The sequence below is a fragment of the Rhizobium sp. BK538 genome, from assembly GCF_014197575.1.
In the GTDB taxonomy this organism is placed as follows: Bacteria; Pseudomonadota; Alphaproteobacteria; order Rhizobiales; family Rhizobiaceae; genus Rhizobium.
Genome location: NZ_JACIFT010000009.1, coordinates 167744 through 184936, shown reverse-complemented (window position 1 = coordinate 184936; position 17193 = coordinate 167744). Strand labels below are relative to the sequence as shown.

The following is a 17193-nucleotide window of genomic DNA, read 5'->3' as shown; positions in this document are numbered from 1 at the left end:
GCGCTGTCTTACTAGTCGTTGTAGTAGGATTTGGCAAGTTGGAGGAAACTTTCATGAAACACACCCCGTCGCGAGCCACGGGCCGACCCACGCTTGCGCAGGTCGCAGCACGGGCAGGCGTGTCGCAGATAACGGCCTCACGCGCACTGCGCTCAATTGCAACGGTCGACCCGCAGCTTGCAATCAGGGTGCACGACGCCGCCAAGGCGCTCGCCTATGTGCCCAACCCGGCGGCGCGCACACTTGCTTCGGCGCGCAGCCACTCGATCCTTGTGCTTGTTCCCGCCTTGTCGAACCATCTGTTTATCGAGACCCTGGAGGCGGTGCAGGATGTGCTGCGCCCACGCGGATTTGAGGTCCTGATCGGCAACTATCACTACCGACAGGATGAGGAAGAAGAGCTGATTCGGAACTATCTCTCGTTTCAGCCGTGCGGCATTCTGCTTACCGGCTTCAATCGTAGCGAAACCGCAGCACAGCTTTTGACAAATGCCGGGGTGCCTTGCGTATACATGATGGAACTGCGGGAGGAAGAGGGCATCGTCTGTGTCGGCTTTTCGCAGGAAGCGGCCGGGGCCAAGGTTGCGGACCACCTTCTATCGCGCGGACGGCGAAAGCTGGTCTTTGTCGGGGCCCAGCTTGATGCGCGCGTCCTTCAGCGTCGCGACGGCTACCAGCAAGCGATTGCCAGGGCTGGTCTTTCTCCGGCGATCGAGATCATGACGCCGGAACCGTCCTCAGTGGAACTTGGCGGCGATCTCTTCAATCAGCTTTTGGCCGCGCATCCCGACACAGACGGGATCTTCTTTTGTAACGACGATCTTGCCTTCGGAGCGTCATTCGAGGCTCTGCGGAAAGGGGTGGCAATCCCCGAGCGGATTTCGGTGGTCGGATTTAACGATCTACCGGGGGCGGGCCAAATGGTCCCGCGACTGACCTCTGTTCGCACGCCCCGTGCCACCATTGGCCAGCAAGCCGCAGCCAGCCTTCTCAAGCTTCTCGATGGCGAAACGCCCGAGATCCCGGCGCTGGATTTGGGTTTCGAACTGATGATCAGGGAAAGCAGTTAGCGCCGTCCAGACATTGAGGCTAAGGGCCGCGCCGGCCGTTCGAGCCGGCGAGTATCCCATTCGCCGGTCGCGTGGCTGAAAGAAGGCGTGACGCGACGGCGGTGGAATCTCTCTCGGTGCAGCATAAGTTGCCCGCCGAGACGATGCAGGAAGAGCTTGCCGCACCAGGTCGGTGCCAAAGGGCTCACCTGCCCTCGCACTCTAAGTTCTGTCGGACTGCTCTTCGCCCAATTCTCCTGAGAACCGGGCCGCGAAGTAATACCTTTAAAAAATCATTCCTAACAATGGTTCGACAATGGCGACGACGGTTACAGCCAAGGGGCAGGTTACGATCCCCAAACCAGTACGCGACCTCTTGGGCATAGTGCCTGGGAGCAAGGTTGATTTCCGTCGCGCGCCGGATGGAAGCATAGTGCTCGTCCATGCCGCCAAAAAACAGCAGCCCAGCCGCTTCGCAAATCTGCGAGGGCACGCCGGCAAAGGGCTGGATACTGACGCGATCATGGCCCTCACGCGTGGCGAACCATGATACTCGTAGACACGAATGTTCTTCTCGAGTCGTAACCGATGATCCGACATGGGCCGATTGGTCCAAGCGCAACTCGAAGACGCAAGTCTTGGGGGGACACTGTGGATCAAGAGGATCGTCCGATAAGGGGGACGGCGTGACAAGCGCGCTCATGTCTCTGGAGGGGTGGCCCACCGAGCGCTCCCGCCTATCTCTTTGCCATGACAACAAGCTAGCAGGCGACCACCATGAGCCGTGTCTTCATTACAGGATCCACCGACGGTCTCGGATTGGCTGCGGCGCGCACCTTGATGGACGACGGGCATGAGGTCGTGTTGCATGCTCGCTCCAACGACAGGGCGTTGGCCGTGGCCGGCCTGCGCCGCAGAGCTTTGGCGCTCGTCGTCGGCGATCTTAGCAGCGGCGTGGAGACGCGTTCCATCGCGGAACAAGTCAACGAGATCGGGCAGATGGACGCCGTCATCCACAATGCCGGCATCTACTCCGAAAGACGTCGTGGGGGCACGCCCGAAGGTCATGCGAAGATTCTGGCGGTCAACACGTTGGCACCATACCTGCTCACGGCCTTGATCGATCGACCCAATCGCCTGGTCTATTTAAGCAGCGGCATGCACCAAAGCGGTGGTGGGTCGATTGACGACATCGACTGGAAAAGGCGCGCTTGGAATGCAAGCCAGGCCTATTGCGAAAGCAAGCTCCATGTCGCCACCATCGCGGCGGCCGTTGCGCGGTACTGGCCTGGGGTCCTCAGCAATGCTGTGGATCCCGGCTGGGTGCCCACGAAGATGGGCGGGCCTGGAGCGCCCGATGATCTAGAGATGGGCTATCAGACCCAGACCTGGCTGGCGACAAGCGACGACGAGGCCGCGAAGATAAGCGGTGCCTACTGGTATCACCGCCGCCAGCGTCAACCAGCCGCAGAAGTCACGGACGCGGCCTATCAGGACAGGCTTATGGACAAGCTGGCAGATCTCACGGGCGTCAGGCTATTTGACTGAATATCAAGCCGATTGCCTTGATATTAGGTTCAATTGACCTGAGTGGCGGAATCCTGGTCCACTCTCCGGCAGCACTTGTTGCAAAATAGCGCAAAATAGAAACTCAGGTCACGGTCTCACGCCTTTGCGGAGATCGCGCTCAGTTCCTCGAGGTCGAGGTCCCGTTCAAGTTCCTGCAACGTTTCATCATCGATCTCACCAGCACGATGAAGGCGGATGAGTTCCCGGCGTCCGGATGCTACTGCTTCAAGAACGACGTCGAAATGGGCATGGAGGACCGGCACGTAGTGTTCGGTCCGTGCGGCGTAGTCGACGATCGCCGTTGCCCTGCGCTGATACTGCTCCAGCAGTCGAGGATGGATGAGTTTTCCTTCGGCGTCGTATGCCAGACTTTGTATGGTCGTCAGTTGCGCCTGGGCCATTGCGGCTTCGGCCTGACTCATTGTGAGGCGTGCCTTTTCCGCGTCGTGTTCGGTCAGCTTCGCCCAGGCGATGACGCGCCCCAGCGTCGTGCCCTGCACGAGCACCGTTCCCAAGATCGCGGCGAATGATGTTACCAGGATAAAGTCGCGGCTAGGAAATCCCTCCGGCAAGCTGAGGGCAAGGGCGAGCGTGACGACGCCGCGCACGCCCGCCCAGCTCAGGACGGTCGCACCACCGACGCCGAGAGGCTGCGTTCGGGCCAGCCCCGAGGCAGTGCAGAACTTGATGACAAGATCGGATCCGAAAACCCAGGCAAAGCGCGCGACGACGAGCGTGACCAGAATCGCAATAGCCGGCAGTCCCATTGTCGCAACGACCGTGCCAAAGCCACCACCGCGCTCGACGACGTCCCGCAGGGACAGGCCGATCAATATGAAGACCGCAGCCTCCATCAGGAAGACCATGACGGTCCAGAACGACGTCCCTCGCATGCGCGTCGCTGCCGAAAGTACGGTGTGCTGGTGCCAGGTCGCGATCAGGCCGGTGGCGACGGTGGCGATGACGCCTGAAACGTGAAGCAGTTCTCCAAGCAGATAGGAAATCCAAGCGAGCAGCGTCGTGGCCGCAATGATGAGGTATTCGTCGCCGAGACGGCGGACGAACTTCACCCATGCGGCACCGACAACGACGCCGACGACCGCACCACCAACCGCCAGCAGGAGGAAGTTGCCAACCGCCGCCACCGAACTGAAGGTACCTGTCGCGACGGCGGCAACCGCAAAACGGAAAAGCACCAGGCCGCTCGCATCGTTCAGGAGGCTCTCGCCTTCCAGCAGAATCTGGAGCCGACGGGGCAGCCTTACGCGCTCCAGCACGGCGCGGGCGGAAACGGCGTCGGGCGGCGATACGATCGCGCCAAGTGCCGCGCAGGCAGCCCACGGAAGCGACGGGAAAAGGAGATGGGTCACCACGGCCACGACGGCGCAGGTGAAGAACACCGCCCCCACGGCGAGCGACGCGATACCGATCATGTGACGGCGCAGTCGTTCCACAGCGATGGACCAAGCGCCGTCGAGCAGAAGCGGCGGGAGGAAGATGACGAGCACCAGCTCTGGATTGACGGTGATTGCAGGCAGACCCGGCAAGAACGCGAGTGTCGCCCCGCCAGCAAGCAATGCGACTGAGGGCGGCAGTCCCAGTCTGTGGGCCGCGTAGTGGAGAGCGATGATCGCAAGAAACATTGCGATCACCAGTTCAAACAAGTGAGTTCCATCCATGCTTACCCCCGACATGGTCCCCGTCTCGAGGGGCTCATCAAAGGACTTGTCCAATCAAAGCGCAACACCGCACGTCGATCGGACGCAGATTGCTGAAGACTCCATTGCCTTCAGCGAGGATCGAAGACCGGAATCCTCAAGGAGGTCTTGGTCAGGTCTCCGCCGTATTCTCCCAGGATCGTTCGGCTAACTTTGAACAAACAACCGCTAACGTGACATCATACCGGTGCCCGTGTCTTGGGACGCACAACCTGCAAAGGGCGGTTTTGGACAATCGTATCTGCGATGCTATGACTTAAGAGCGATCAGAGGCGAAGCGCACACGGGGCGGAGCGCGCATGTCGACGGCAGTTGCTATTCTGGGGGGTATCGGGCTTTTCCTGCTCGGTATGACCGTCATGACTGACGGTCTAAAGGCGCTGGCGGGATCTGCACTGCGTACTGTTCTCGGCAAGGCCGCGGCAACGCCGCTCTCAGGGGCCTTCTGGGGCGCCATCGTCACACTGCTCGTACAGTCGTCGAGCGCGGTAACGATGACGACGATCGGCCTCGTCAGCGCCGGGCTCTTGACGTTTCCGCAGGGGCTTGGCCTCGTGTTCGGCGCGAATGTCGGCACGACGGGAACGGCCTGGCTCGTGGCGCTGATTGGTGTGCGCGTCTCGCTTTCAACCTACGCCCTACCGATTATCTTCTTTGGCGCGCTGGCCAAGTTGGTGGGGGGTAGGCTAATCGCGGCGGCGGGCGGCGCGCTCGCAGGATTTGCGCTGGTACTCTACGGGCTGACCACCCTACAGCAGGGCATGGGAGGTCTTGCCGAAAGTCTGCACCCGTCCGACCTGCCCGCCGTCCTCGGCACGCCGGGTGTCGGCTGGATGGAGGGGTCGGTCGGTCTCATGAGCTTGATCGTCGTTGGCTTGGCGATGACCGCAGTCATGCAGTCATCGACAGCTTCGATCGCCGTTACCATTTCGGCTTTCTACGCCGGTGCGGTGGGCCTCGAGCAGGGCGCAGCCCTGATCATCGGTCAGAACATCGGAACGGCGACGAGCTCCGCATTGGCAGCCATAGGTGCCAGCACAACGGCCAAGCGCCTGGCTCTTGCCTATGTGCTATTCAAGCTCATCGCAGCGCTTATCGCAATCGTCGCCTTTCCGATCACGGCCTCAGTGATGAAGGCCTTTACCACTTCGCTCGATGGGATGACGCTCCTTGCCGCCTACCACACGGCCTATAACGTGGTGGGTGTCGCAGTGCTCCTTCCGGCAACACAGTGGTTTACCCGTATCGTGGAGCGGCTCCTGCCCTCCAGGCAGACGGCGCTTCAGCGAGCTCTCGATCCAAGCGCGCTTGCCAGTCCCGTGATTGCGGTAGAAACCGCCCGGCGTGTCATTGCCGGCGTGCTCGGGAGGACTGCGGCTTGCGTTTCCGCAATGCTTTCTGGTGGAGCCGTCCCGTCGGCCCAGGCCGCTGAGGCGAAGGCCGCACTTCAGGAAGTACGGGCTTTCCTGTCCGAGTTAAGGGAAGGGCCTGAGACAGATGCCGAGCGCCTGCGTATGACGAGCACGCTGCACGCACTCGACCACGCCTCGCGTCTCGTGGAAATCTTAGCCGACGACAGTTCGCCTGGACACCCGGCTCAGGCCACCGGCGACCTGCGGGCTGCGGAGCTATGCGCACGGGCCATGCGTGCGGCACAGGCGACAGGTGGCTCCATCACCTCGGAGTCTGCTCTTAGCACAAAAGCCGCCTCCATCGGTTGGAGCGTTTCGACCGAGGTCGCCGCAGCGCTCGATGAAGCAGGGGCAGCATCGTGCGAGCTCGAGGCTCTGCAGCGCAACCATCGCGCCGCGGCCCTCGCCTCCGTTGCGCAGGGGGAACTGACTGCTGCGGATGCCCTTATGCGGATCGAGGCTGCCCGACGGCTTGACCAAATCGCCCATCATGCCTGGAGTTCGGCTGCCCACCTGCTCGGCCGAGGTGTTAATGCCGATTGAGGCTTGCGGCGAGCCCCAAGAGCAGATGTGCTTATGACATTTTCCACCGTGCCGCTTTGCTAGCAGATTGTTAAAGTCGCGCGGCCAACGCTTCGCCTTTGTCTTCTCGACGGCTTGAAATCTCCTCGTCGTACAGCATCACAACCGCTCAGGCCTCGCCCGACATTCGCCCGCATCCGCGCCGGGGCGCGTGGAAGGCCGTGACAGGCGCGCTGGATGGCTGGCAGGTCGACCGCAGAGGCGCAAATTGGAAGTCAAAGGGACCGGCCGGTCAGCTGCGCGCAAATTCCAGCAGTGGCCCGATGTCATGATTATCCGCAGTGCGTAACGCGGCAACGTAACGTGCTCGCAGTTCACCGACATCGGCCAAGCTGCCGCTGCCCCAACTGAAAGGCTTGCTGCCGAGCCGTTCAATCAGAAGATCAGCAGCCAACCGCGCGTGACGGCCGTTCCCATTTGAAAACGGGTGAATAGCGACAAGGCGATGATGGAATCTGATCGCGATCTCGTCCGGTGGAAAGGTCTTCTGCGCAATCCAGGAGCGGATGTCGCTCGACAGGTTCGCTAGCTCTGTTCCGATGCGATAAGCCTGTATGCCGATGTTGCGCTCAGTTGTTTTGAATGTTCCTGCCCATTGCCAAACTTCCCCAAACATCCGCGTGTGCAATGCTCGCATGAAGTCTGCGCTAAGCAGCCGCTCAAGCGGCACACGTCGTCGGCCACGTGCTCACGCCGCACCCCCAACGATGTTTTCTTGTTCGGCCTCGTTAATATCCCGGCGGTGCGTAATCCAGGTCTGAAGCAAACCCTCTCGCTCCTGGGGCTCAAGCGGCGTCGCGTCTTCGGGCTCTTGAAAGAGATCTGTCATATCTCGTTCCAGAGATCGCGGTCCGAGAGCCTGTCGCGGATATATGCCACCACGCGCGATTCGAAATCTGTATCATCGGTTCCCTGAGCTTCAAGCCGCATTGTATGGGCAACGCGCTGAAGGTCACGTTTGGCTATCTTGCGTGCGCGGGCTTCGACTGCAGCTTCAAGCGAACTGTTTGGAACAAGGGCGTAGACGAGCGTGCAATCCAACGCCTCGGCGGCTCGGCGCAACGTGTTAAGCTGGATGGTTCCCGCAGCCTCAGACTTTTCGATCGTTTCAATCGTTTGGGGCCTGACCCCAACTCGCCCGCCGAGCTGCGCACCGGTCATGCCAAGCGCATCACGTAGCGCGCGGACCCATCCCTTCGGAGGGGCTTTGAACCGGTCTATCGGTTGGAGTGCCCGAAGCCGTTCGTCGAGCTGCAGTCTCGCTCGCTTGCGATTGTCGTTCTTCATTATCAGCCCATAGCCTGAGGCTGATTTTCAACGGCACAGTATCAGCCTATAGCATGATGCCTTAAGCGTAGAATCAGTTCATAACATGACCAGCGTGCAAAAATCTCAGTCCACAGCCTGAGTCCGTCGGCCGACGATAGCGTCGCGCGCCTTAACTTCGTGGGGCACGGGTTGGGTGGGACGCCGATCTCGCGCAGGACCATGCAGATCTCCTCCGAGGTCGAGGACAGTCTGCCACCGACCCTCGATCCGCGGACCATCGATCTGCCTTCGAGCCAGCTATGAGCTCGCATGCCAACAAGCCGAAATCGTCGCCAGGCGCCCAGGGGGGCAAAGTTCTCAGTTTGCGCTCACTGACTATGAGCGCCGAGTGGTCTGGACATGCCCGTCAGCGACGACATGGCGCTGCTGCAGCCGATCGCCTACCCTATCGACATCAGGCTGGCATTGCCTCCGGCTGCGGCGGTGTTAATGGAGGTGGATACCTCCTCCAGCAGCCAGTTGAGGCAGTAAGCATCTGGATCGCGTTCAAGCTGCTCGGTCGGGGCGGACTGGGTGAGCAGCAAAGGACCAGGCATGGCGGCGAGTTTTGCGAGCATGGCCGAGACCCGCTCGGCGTCACCTTCGATCAGAGCGCCGGCCATTGGGTTGGGATGGGCTGATGCCTCCCGCCAGGAAATCCGCTGCGCGACACTGACGGGAACGCCGTTCAACGTCGAACGGAGGCTGTCGTCGCCATCGATGACCGCGCTGTTGCCAGTCGCGAGAGCCGCCGAGATCTGGCGAATGAGGCCGGTCCGAGAGGCCGGAGCGCACAGGATTGCGCCGCGGGCATGAAGCGCATAGAGGTTGCGCTCACCGACGGGACCGGCAAGTTCGGTTTCGAGCCCGAGGGCCGACTGGCTGCCGAGATGGCGTGCCATTTCCGCGTCTTCCGAAAGGCCCTGTTGGTCCAGCCACTTGGCAAAGTCTGAAAGAGCGGGATCGCTATAGACGGAGCTATGTTGCGGGGGAATCGGCGGCGTCTTGACCAGCCGCCCCAGATAGAGGGGCCCCCCTGCCTTGGGGCCGGTGCCGGAAAGACCGCGGCCGCCAAAGGGTTGGACGCCGACGACGGCGCCGATGACGTTGCGGTTTACGTAGAGATTGCCGGCCTTGACCTGCGAGGTAACGATGGCGATCGTTTCATCGAGCCGCGTGTGGAGGCCGAAGGTCAGGCCGTAGCCGGTCGCGTTGATCTCGTCGATCAGGCGGCCGAGGTCCTGGCGCCGCCACCGGATGACGTGCAGGACGGGACCGAAGACCTCGCGCTTCAGCTCCGAAATCTTGTTGATCTCGATGATCGTTGGCGCCACGAAGGTTCCGTTCTTGGTCGCATCCGGCAGTTCGACGCGCTCGACAGCGCAGCCGGCAGCGCCCATGGCGGCGACGTGCGCCTCGATGATATTCCTGGCCTCGGCGGTGATCACCGGGCCGATATCGGAAGCAAGCCGGTTGGTATTGGCGATCGAAAGCTCGCGCAGCGCGCCCTTCAACATGGTCAGCGTGCGATCGGCGACATCTTCCTGCAGGCACAGGATACGGAGTGCCGAGCAGCGCTGTCCGGCGCTGTCGAATGCCGAGGCGATCACGTCGCCAACGACCTGTTCGGCAAGCGCCGAGGAGTCGACGATCATGGCGTTCTGACCGCCGGTTTCGGCGATCAACGGGATCGGCTTGCCGTCCTTTGAGAGGCGCTTGGCAAGTTCCGCCTGGATGATGCGGGCGACCTCGGTCGAGCCGGTGAACATGACAGCAGCGGTTTCCGGCGCTGCGACCAGGGCGGCCCCTACCCTTCCGTCCCCTGGAACGAGCTGGACGACGTCGGAGGGAATACCAGCTTCGTGCAGGATCCGAACCGCCTCGGCGGCAATCAGCGGTGTTTCTTCCGCGGGCTTGGCAAGAACCGGGTTGCCTGCGACAAGAGCGGCAGCGACCTGCCCGGTAAAAATTGCCAGCGGGAAGTTCCAGGGGCTGATGCACACGACCGGTCCGAGCGGCGCATGCGAGAGCCCAAGCGTGCGGCGGGTCTGCTCGGCGTAGTAGCGCAGGAAGTCGATAGCCTCACGCACTTCGGCGACCGCGTTCAACAGCGATTTGCCGGCTTCGCGGATGATGAGGCCCAAGAGGGTCTCCATTTTCGCCTGCATGATATCGGCAGCGCGATCAAGCAATGCTGCCCTTTCCACCGGCGAGACTGATGCCCAGGACGACGCGGCTCCCAGCGCGATCGCGACTGCTGCGGCAGCCTCGCCGGCGGTCGCTTCGCGCACGGTGCCGACAACGTCTCGGCTATCGGCCGGGTTGAGAACGTCGCGGGCCGTTGGCCCCACCTCGGTCTGGCCCGTCGGTGCAGCCGTCCACACGATCGTGGCGCTCGCCTTTAGGATTTCTGCCAGCGCCTGCAGGGAGGCTTCGTTGGAGATATCAAGGCCGGCAGAGTTGCGGCGTTGACCGTAAAGGTCGCAGGGAAGCGCGATCTTGTCGTGCTTCTGACCGGGCACCTGCATTTTGGCGACGATCTCGACAGGATCGGCAACAAGCTCATCGATCGAGACATTGGGGTCGGCGATCCGGTTTACGAACGACGAGTTGGCGCCGTTTTCAAGAAGACGGCGCACGAGGTAGGCAAGCAGGGTTTCATGGGTGCCCACGGGCGCGTAGATGCGGCACGGACGGTTGAGGTTCTGCCGGCCGACGACCTCGTCGTACAGCGGCTCACCCATGCCATGCAGGCACTGGAACTCATACTTGCCGACATAGTAGTCGGAGCCAGCCATGTGGTAGATGGTGGCAAGCGTCTGCGCATTGTGGGTCGCAAACTGCGGGAAGACCGCATCGGTTGCAGCAAGCAGCTTCTTGGCGCAGGCGATGTAGGAGACGTCGGTATAGATCTTGCGGGTAAAGACGGGGAAGTCTTCAAGGCCATCGAGCTGCGCGCGCTTGATTTCGGCGTCCCAATAGGCGCCCTTGACGAGGCGAACCATGATGCGGCGACCCGCGCGGCGGGCAAGATCGATGATATAGTCGAGCACGAAAGGACAGCGCTTGCCATAGGCTTGGACAACAAAGCCCATTCCGTTCCAGCCGGCAAGGTCTTCATCGAGGCACAGCGTCTCGAGGATATCGAGCGATAGTTCCAGCCGATCCGCCTCCTCGGCATCGATGTTAAGGCCGATGTCATAGGACTTGGCGATCATGGCAAGCGCCTTCACCTTCGGCAGCAGCTCGCTCATGACGCGCGCGCCTTGAGCTCTCGAATAACGTGGATGCAGGGCCGAAAGCTTGATCGAAATGCCGGGACCTTCATAGATGCCGCGTCGGTCGGAAGCCTTGCCGATGGCATGGATCGCAGCTTCGTAGTCCTTGTAGTAGCGTTCGGCATCCGCGCCCGTGGTGGCGGCCTCTCCGAGCATATCGTAGGAATAGCGAAAGCCGCGCTGTTCCAGAGGCTTGGCCCGCTGCAGCGCCTCGTCGATCGTCTCGCCGGTGACGAACTGCTCGCCCATCATGCGCATCGCCATGTCGACGCCGCGGCGGATGACAGGCTCCCCGCAGCGTGCGATCAGGCGGGTGAGCGCGGCTGACAGGTTACGATCGTTGACCGTGGAGGTGAGTTTGCCGGTGACGACCAACCCCCAGGTCGCGGCATTCACGAAGAGCGAACGACCGCCGCCCAGATGCGACTTCCAATCGCCTTCGGCGATCTTGTCGCGGATCAGGGCATCGCGCGTCGCCGTATCGGGAATGCGCAGCAGCGCTTCGGCGAGACACATCAGCGCAACGCCCTCCTGGCTCGAGAGCGAATATTCGTGAACCAGGCCCTCGACGCCGGTGCCCTTGTGCTTGGCGCGAAGCGCCTCGATGAGCTTGCGAGCGGTTGCGGCGGCGCCCTGCCTGACCTTTTGCGGAAGCGTTGCGGCGTCAACGAGGCGCGGGACACAAACGGTCTCCGGCGTACGGTAGGCCGCTGTAATAGCGCGGCGCAGATCGCTTTGCGGTCGGATCTCCGGCGCAAAGCCCTCGAAGGGATTTGCAGTGCCGCTAGACTGCGCGTTAACGGTTTCGTTCGCCACCGGATCGTTGGTGATCGTCATGTCTTTGCTCCAGAAAAGGATAATGGTCGAACATAGCAGCTCCCATAAAGGTGATTTCACTTGAAATTGGCTTTAGGGGAATATATTTGCCTAATTTAGGCGAATAAACAGAGGCAATATCGTGAACATTACCGCAAATGGAAGGGAAATCGACCAATTCGATCACAAGATCATCGAGGCCCTTGTCGCCGATGGCCGCATGTCCATTACCGACCTCGCCAAAAAGGTCGGCCTGTCAAACACGCCCTGCCAGGTCAGATTAAAGAGATTGATCGAAGATGGCTATATTCTTGGCTTTCGCGCGATCGTCGATGTGAACAAACTCGGGAAGAATCACGTCGCATTCACTGAAGTAAAGCTCTCCGACACGCGTGAGCATGCGCTGAAGGCCTTCAATATCGCCGCGCGGAAGCTGCAGGAGGTCGAGGAGTGCCACATGATCGCCGGCGCTTTCGACTATCTCTTGAAAATTCGCACGTCAGACATCGCCAATTACCGTCTCGTGCTCGGCGAGAAGATATCCAGCCTTCCTTTCGTCGCCAGCACGTCGACTTTCGTGGCCATGGAAGCCGTAAAGGAAAGCGGCCACTGACGATGGACCTGTTCTCCTAAGGCCCTTCCCCTTCAAGCCGTCTGTCTGTTGGAGAGCAATAAGCGCGCACCTAAATATTACCCATTTACAACTAACATGTCAGTCTGCTACGTCTAACACATCGACTGGGAGAATTGACATTGACTGAGAAGTTCGGGCTTTCCGTTGCGCTTGCCACACCGTTCGACGCCAAGGGCGAGATCGCTGTTAATGTGATGATTGCACAGGCAAAACAATGCCTTGCATCAGGATGTGAAAGCGTCACGCTATTTGGCACAACCGGCGAGGGATCCTCGATAGGGACGCAGGAACGTGAGCATATCCTCACCGCATTTCTCAATGCCGGTATCGCTCCTGAAAAGATCATCATGGGCGTGCTGGTCGATGCTGCCGAGGATGCTGCGGCTCAGGCCGGAAACGCTCTTTCGCGCGGTGCGCGCAACATTCTGTTGGCCCCGCCCTCCTACTTCAAGAATGTCAGCGACGACGGCCTCTTCAAGTGGTTCTCTGCTGTCTTTGCGATCCTGGGCGACAAGGCGCGCGACGTCATCGTCTACAATATTCCGTCGGTAACCATGGTGCCCCTGACTGTGTCGCTGATCGGGCGTTTGCGTACAGCTTTTCCGACGGTCGTCGCCGGCGTCAAGGATTCGTCCGGCGACTGGCCGTTTACCGAAAGCCTGCTGCAAGCCCACGGCGACCTCATTATTCTGATCGGCGATGAGCGCCACCTTGCAAAAGGCGTACGCCTCGGCGGCCAAGGCGCGATCTCCGGTATGGCGAACTTCCTGCCCGGCGAGGTGAAGCTGATGGCGCAAGAAGGCAGAGATGATGCCCGCGTAGAAGGTTTTGTCGCCGAGCTTCTGAAATATCCGGTTACCGCGGCCGTCAAAGCTATGGTGGCTCGCCTCAGCGACGACGAGATGTGGCTTGCGGTTCGTGCGCCGCTCGTTTCAATTTCCACCGAGGGACAGGAACAGCTTGCTCTTGCCTTCGATGCGCTTTTCCGCTCCAAAGCAGCATAGGCGCCATGTACGAGGGGGAGGCAATGGACGGAATGGACGAGCAGCCGACGCTGCGGGAAAAGGCGTATGAGAGCTTCACACGCCACCTGCTGGCTCGCGACGTGCGTCCCGGTCAGTTCGTCTCCCAGCGTCGCCTTGTCGAACTGACCGGACTGACGCTTGCGGCGATCCGTGAACTTATCCCGCGGCTTGAGGCGGAAGGGCTGATCAAAACGGTCCCGCAGCGCGGCCTGCAGATCGCTCATATCGATCTCAACCTCATTCGCGAGGCTTTCCAGCTTCGGCTATTCCTGGAGAAGGAGGCGGTCGCACTCTTCACGCGCTCCGCGTCCGATGAGGCGATCGCTGAGCTCTTGAAGCAGCATCGCGATATCGCCGACGCCATTGCCAATGGCGACGCCTCCCATGAGCTGGAAGTGCGTGCTCAAGCTGTCGACTGGGGCATGCATGACGCGTTTATCGACGCGCTTGGCAATACGATCATTTCCAACGCCTACCGGGTTAATTCAATCAAGATGCGCTTGATCAGTCAGGAGCGCTTCCGCATCGATGGACGTGTTGGCCCGGTCATGGGAGAGCATTTGAAGGTTCTGGAGGCGATCGAAAGGCGGTCGGCCGAGGATGCGGTCAACAACCTCGCCGCCCACATCAACCACGCGAGGGATCGCGCGCTGAAGATCTAGTCGACAACAAGCCGGCGATGAGGAGATCGGCGGCAACAAGAGGAGGAGTTACATGCCATCATCATTCCTGAATCCCACCCGGCGCGGCTTTCTCGCCGGTACCGCAGCCCTCGGTGCCAGCAGCCTCATGGGCATTCGATCGGCATCGGCAGCGGTCGACTGGAAGCGCTTTGCCGGCACGACGCTGGAAGTCAACCTGGTTAAGAGCCCGCGCAGCGAGACGCTCATCAAGTACATTCCCGAGTTCGAAGAGCTAACGGGCATCAAGGTCAATGCCGAGGCGACGCCGGAGCAGCAGCAGCGCCAGAAGACCACGATCGAATTGAGCTCGGGCAAGCCGAGTTTCGACGTCGTGCATATGAGCTATCACGTCCAGAAACGACAGTTCGAAAAGGGCGGCTGGCTTGCCGATATCAGCGGCTTCCTGAAGGATCCTTCCCTCACCGATCCGTCGCTGGTCGAAAGCGACTTTGCCGAGGCCGGCATGACCTTCGCCAAGGATTCCGATGGCGTCCTGCGCTCCCTGCCCTTCTCGGTCGACTACTGGATCGTTTACTGGAACAAGGCACTCTTCGAGAAGAAGGGCGTTTCTTACCCAACCACGTTCGAAGAACTGGCAAGTGCTGCCGAGGCACTGACAGATCCCTCGACCAACACCTATGGCTTCGTCGCCCGTGGTCTCAAGAATGCCAATACCCCGGTTTGGACGACGCTGCTGCTCGGCTACGGATCGAGCCCGCTTGGGCCGGACGGCAAGCTGCGCACCAATTCTGTGGAGGCCGTTGAAGCGGCCAAGCTCTACCAGCGCCTGATGACCAAGGCGGCTCCTCCCGGTGTGTCCGGCTTCAATTGGGCCGAAGCCCAATCGGCCTTCCTGCAGGGCAAGATCGGCATGTGGCTTGATGGCGTGGGTTTTGCGCCGCCGATCGAGAACCCGGAAAAGTCGCGTGTCGTTGGCCAGGTCGGATACGGCATCATGCCGAAGGGACCGAAGGCGCAGGCGGCTGCAACCACAGGAGATGGTCTCGGCGTCGTGGCAGCAAGCCAGAAGAAGGAAGCCGCATATCTCTTCTGCCAGTGGGCGATTTCCCATGACATGGGTGCGCGCCTGCTTCAGGCCGGCGCCGGTGTTCCGTTCCGCCAATCGGTCCTTGAGGATCAGAAGGTGCGCGAAGGCGTGAAGATGCCGCCTGCGTGGCTGGACGCTGTCGCGGGTTCGGCGAAAGTGTCGCAGCTCGCCCTGCCAATCATCATCCCGGTCACCGAGTTCCGCGACATCTATGGCGTCGGCCTCACCAACATGATCGGCGGCGCCGATCCAGCCACGGAGCTGAAGACTGCCACAGCTCAGTTCGAGCCGGTCCTGGCACGAAGCGAGGGATAATGGCTTCGGTGAGCATGGAAACCGCAACCGCGGTCAAGGCCAAGGCAAAGCAGAGGAGCAAACCGGGCCGGTTTGCTCCCAATTATTGGCCTTTCGTCATTCCCGCCCTGGTCGTCGTGGCGGCTGTCATCGTTTTTCCCTGGGTCTTTACCCTGTGGATGAGCGTCAACAGTTGGACACTTGGCCAGGCGCAGGTCTTTGCCGGGTTGGACAATTACCTCCGCCTGGCCGTTGACCTGCGCTTTTGGGACTCGTTGTGGCATACCGTGCTCTACACGACCTTGTCGGTCGTCGCCCCGTTGTTTCTGGGAACGCTGGCGGCCCTCATCTTCGATGCTCAGTTTCCACTGCGCGGGATTCTGCGCGGAATATTCGTGATGCCGATGATGGCGACTCCCGTCGCCATCGCGCTCGTCTGGACGATGATGTTTCATCCGCAGCTTGGTGTCTTGAACTACCTGCTTTCCTATATTGGTGTCGGTCCGCAGGAATGGATCTACAATCAGACAAGCGTCATTCCCTCGCTGGTGCTGGTCGAAACCTGGCAGTGGACACCGCTCGTCATGCTGATCGTGCTTGGCGGCTTGGCGGCAGTACCGCGCGAACCCTACGAGAGCGCCGAAATCGATGGCGCCAATGTCTGGCAGAAATTTCGATACCTGACGCTGCCGATGATCGCGCCGTTCCTGATGATCGCCGTCATCATTCGCAGCATCGACGCGGTCAAGAGTTTCGACATCATCTATGCGATGACGCAGGGCGGACCGGGCACTGCCTCGGAGACGATCAACATCTATCTCTACAACACGGCCTTTTCCTATTACGACATCGGATACGGCTCGGCCATGGCCGTTATATTCTTCGTGCTCATCGTGGTGCTATCCTTCGTCCTTTTGATGGTCAAGCAGCGCGCCAACTGGTCCGATGGGGAGGCACGCTGATGAAGCGCAAGGCACTCGATCGCATCGGACTTCTCTTCGTGGCGCTGGTGATGATCTCGCCGGTGGTCCTGTTCTTCCTGTGGATGATCTCATTGTCCCTGAAGTACGAGATCGATAACGGCGCCTATCCGCCGATCTTCATTCCTGAACGTTTCGCCTGGTCGAACTACGTCAAGGTGTTTAAGGAAAACAACTTCTTCCTTTACCTATGGAATTCGGTTCTGGTCACCGGGGCGGCGACGCTCCTGGCGCTCGTTATCGGCGTGCCGGCCGGTTATGGCATTGCCCGTCTGAAGGCTGAGAAATCCGCTGTCGTGATCATGATTGCCCGCATGACACCCGGCCTTTCCTTCCTGATCCCGCTCTTCCTGCTGTTCCAGTGGCTGAACCTGCTTGGCACGCTGTGGCCGCAGATCATCATCCATCTCGTCGTTACCGTCCCGATCGTCGTCTGGATCATGATCGGCTATTTCGAAACGACGCCGATGGAGCTGGAGGAAGCTGCAAGCATCGACGGGGCAACACCCTGGCAGGTCTTCCGATTGGTGGCGCTGCCGATCGCAAGGCCGGGGATCGTCGTTGCCTTCATCCTGTCGGTCATCTTCTCGTGGAACAATTTCGTCTTCGGCATCGTCCTCGCCAGCCGCGAAACGCGCACGCTCCCCGTTGCGGTCTACAACATGCTGTCGTTCGAGCAGGTGAGCTGGGGTCCGCTTGCCGCGGCAGCCTTGATCGTCACCTTGCCGGTGTTGATCCTGACAGTCTTCGCACAGCGGCAGATCGTTGCCGGCCTGACGGCAGGTGCCGTGAAGTGA

At 60.6% G+C, this 17193-nt stretch carries 13 protein-coding genes and 1 pseudogene; 10 read left to right on the top strand and 4 right to left on the bottom strand.

All coding sequences use genetic code 11. The features are described from left to right. The first annotated feature begins 53 nt into the window (after positions 1 to 53). The 3 genes from FHX09_RS13455 to FHX09_RS13445 all read left to right on the top strand — a co-directional run bounded on the left by FHX09_RS13455 (position 54) and on the right by FHX09_RS13445 (position 2597). Entirely contained in the window at positions 54 to 1070 is a 1017-nt protein-coding gene (locus tag FHX09_RS13455; RefSeq protein ID WP_132589757.1) for a LacI family DNA-binding transcriptional regulator, read from the top strand. 295 nt (positions 1071 to 1365) lie between these two features. After that, positions 1366 to 1599, top strand: coding sequence for an AbrB/MazE/SpoVT family DNA-binding domain-containing protein (locus FHX09_RS13450; protein WP_007788156.1), 234 nt, complete (start codon positions 1366 to 1368; stop codon positions 1597 to 1599). A 227-nt stretch (positions 1600 to 1826) separates the two neighbouring features. Continuing rightward, positions 1827 to 2597 carry an SDR family NAD(P)-dependent oxidoreductase gene (locus FHX09_RS13445; protein WP_132589759.1) on the top strand — a complete coding sequence of 257 codons (771 nt, stop codon included), beginning with the start codon at positions 1827 to 1829 and terminating at the stop codon, positions 2595 to 2597. A 116-nt stretch (positions 2598 to 2713) separates the two neighbouring features. On the opposite strand, the gene FHX09_RS13440 is transcribed toward FHX09_RS13445, so the two are convergent. Continuing rightward, complete coding sequence (locus tag FHX09_RS13440; protein WP_184450162.1) at positions 2714 to 4297, bottom strand: Na+/H+ antiporter; 1584 nt, start codon at positions 4295 to 4297, stop codon at positions 2714 to 2716. A 338-nt stretch (positions 4298 to 4635) separates the two neighbouring features. On the opposite strand from FHX09_RS13440, the gene FHX09_RS13435 reads away from it, so the two are divergent. Further along, complete coding sequence (locus tag FHX09_RS13435; RefSeq protein ID WP_184450160.1) at positions 4636 to 6291, top strand: Na/Pi symporter; 1656 nt, start codon at positions 4636 to 4638, stop codon at positions 6289 to 6291. A 271-nt stretch (positions 6292 to 6562) separates the two neighbouring features. On the opposite strand, the pseudogene FHX09_RS13430 reads toward FHX09_RS13435, so the two are convergent. The 3 genes and pseudogenes from FHX09_RS13430 to putA form a co-directional block, all read right to left on the bottom strand. Beyond that, positions 6563 to 7159: pseudogene (locus FHX09_RS13430) on the bottom strand (mobile mystery protein B). After that, positions 7156 to 7617 (bottom strand): mobile mystery protein A, encoded by a 462-nt coding sequence (locus tag FHX09_RS13425; protein ID WP_183719581.1) that lies wholly within the window; start codon positions 7615 to 7617, stop codon positions 7156 to 7158. The pseudogene FHX09_RS13430 and the gene FHX09_RS13425 overlap by 4 nt, the downstream one beginning before the upstream one ends. Before the next feature lie 422 nt (positions 7618 to 8039). Continuing rightward, positions 8040 to 11753, bottom strand: coding sequence for a trifunctional transcriptional regulator/proline dehydrogenase/L-glutamate gamma-semialdehyde dehydrogenase (gene putA, locus FHX09_RS13420; RefSeq protein ID WP_210301548.1), 3714 nt, complete (start codon positions 11751 to 11753; stop codon positions 8040 to 8042). 121 nt (positions 11754 to 11874) lie between these two features. On the opposite strand from putA, the gene FHX09_RS13415 reads away from it, so the two are divergent. The 6 genes from FHX09_RS13415 to FHX09_RS13390 all read left to right on the top strand — a co-directional run bounded on the left by FHX09_RS13415 (position 11875) and on the right by FHX09_RS13390 (position 17193). Next, the gene (locus FHX09_RS13415) at positions 11875 to 12345 is read left to right on the top strand and encodes an Lrp/AsnC ligand binding domain-containing protein (protein ID WP_132594629.1); all 471 of its coding nucleotides are present in this window, start codon (positions 11875 to 11877) and stop codon (positions 12343 to 12345) included. 140 nt (positions 12346 to 12485) lie between these two features. Beyond that, entirely contained in the window at positions 12486 to 13370 is an 885-nt protein-coding gene (locus FHX09_RS13410) for a dihydrodipicolinate synthase family protein (protein WP_132594627.1), read from the top strand. A gap of 5 nt (positions 13371 to 13375) precedes the next feature. Then, positions 13376 to 14053 carry a GntR family transcriptional regulator gene (locus tag FHX09_RS13405; protein ID WP_183719583.1) on the top strand — a complete coding sequence of 226 codons (678 nt, stop codon included), beginning with the start codon at positions 13376 to 13378 and terminating at the stop codon, positions 14051 to 14053. Positions 14054 to 14105: 52 nt separating this feature from the next. Beyond that, complete coding sequence (locus FHX09_RS13400) at positions 14106 to 15437, top strand: sugar ABC transporter substrate-binding protein (protein ID WP_132594625.1); 1332 nt, start codon at positions 14106 to 14108, stop codon at positions 15435 to 15437. Next, positions 15437 to 16378: a sugar ABC transporter permease gene (locus tag FHX09_RS13395; RefSeq protein WP_132594623.1), complete on the top strand. Its 942-nt coding sequence runs from the start codon at positions 15437 to 15439 to the stop codon at positions 16376 to 16378. Before FHX09_RS13400 ends, FHX09_RS13395 begins: the two co-directional genes overlap by 1 nt. Further along, entirely contained in the window at positions 16378 to 17193 is an 816-nt protein-coding gene (locus FHX09_RS13390; protein WP_132594621.1) for a carbohydrate ABC transporter permease, read from the top strand. The genes FHX09_RS13395 and FHX09_RS13390 overlap by 1 nt, the downstream gene beginning before the upstream one ends.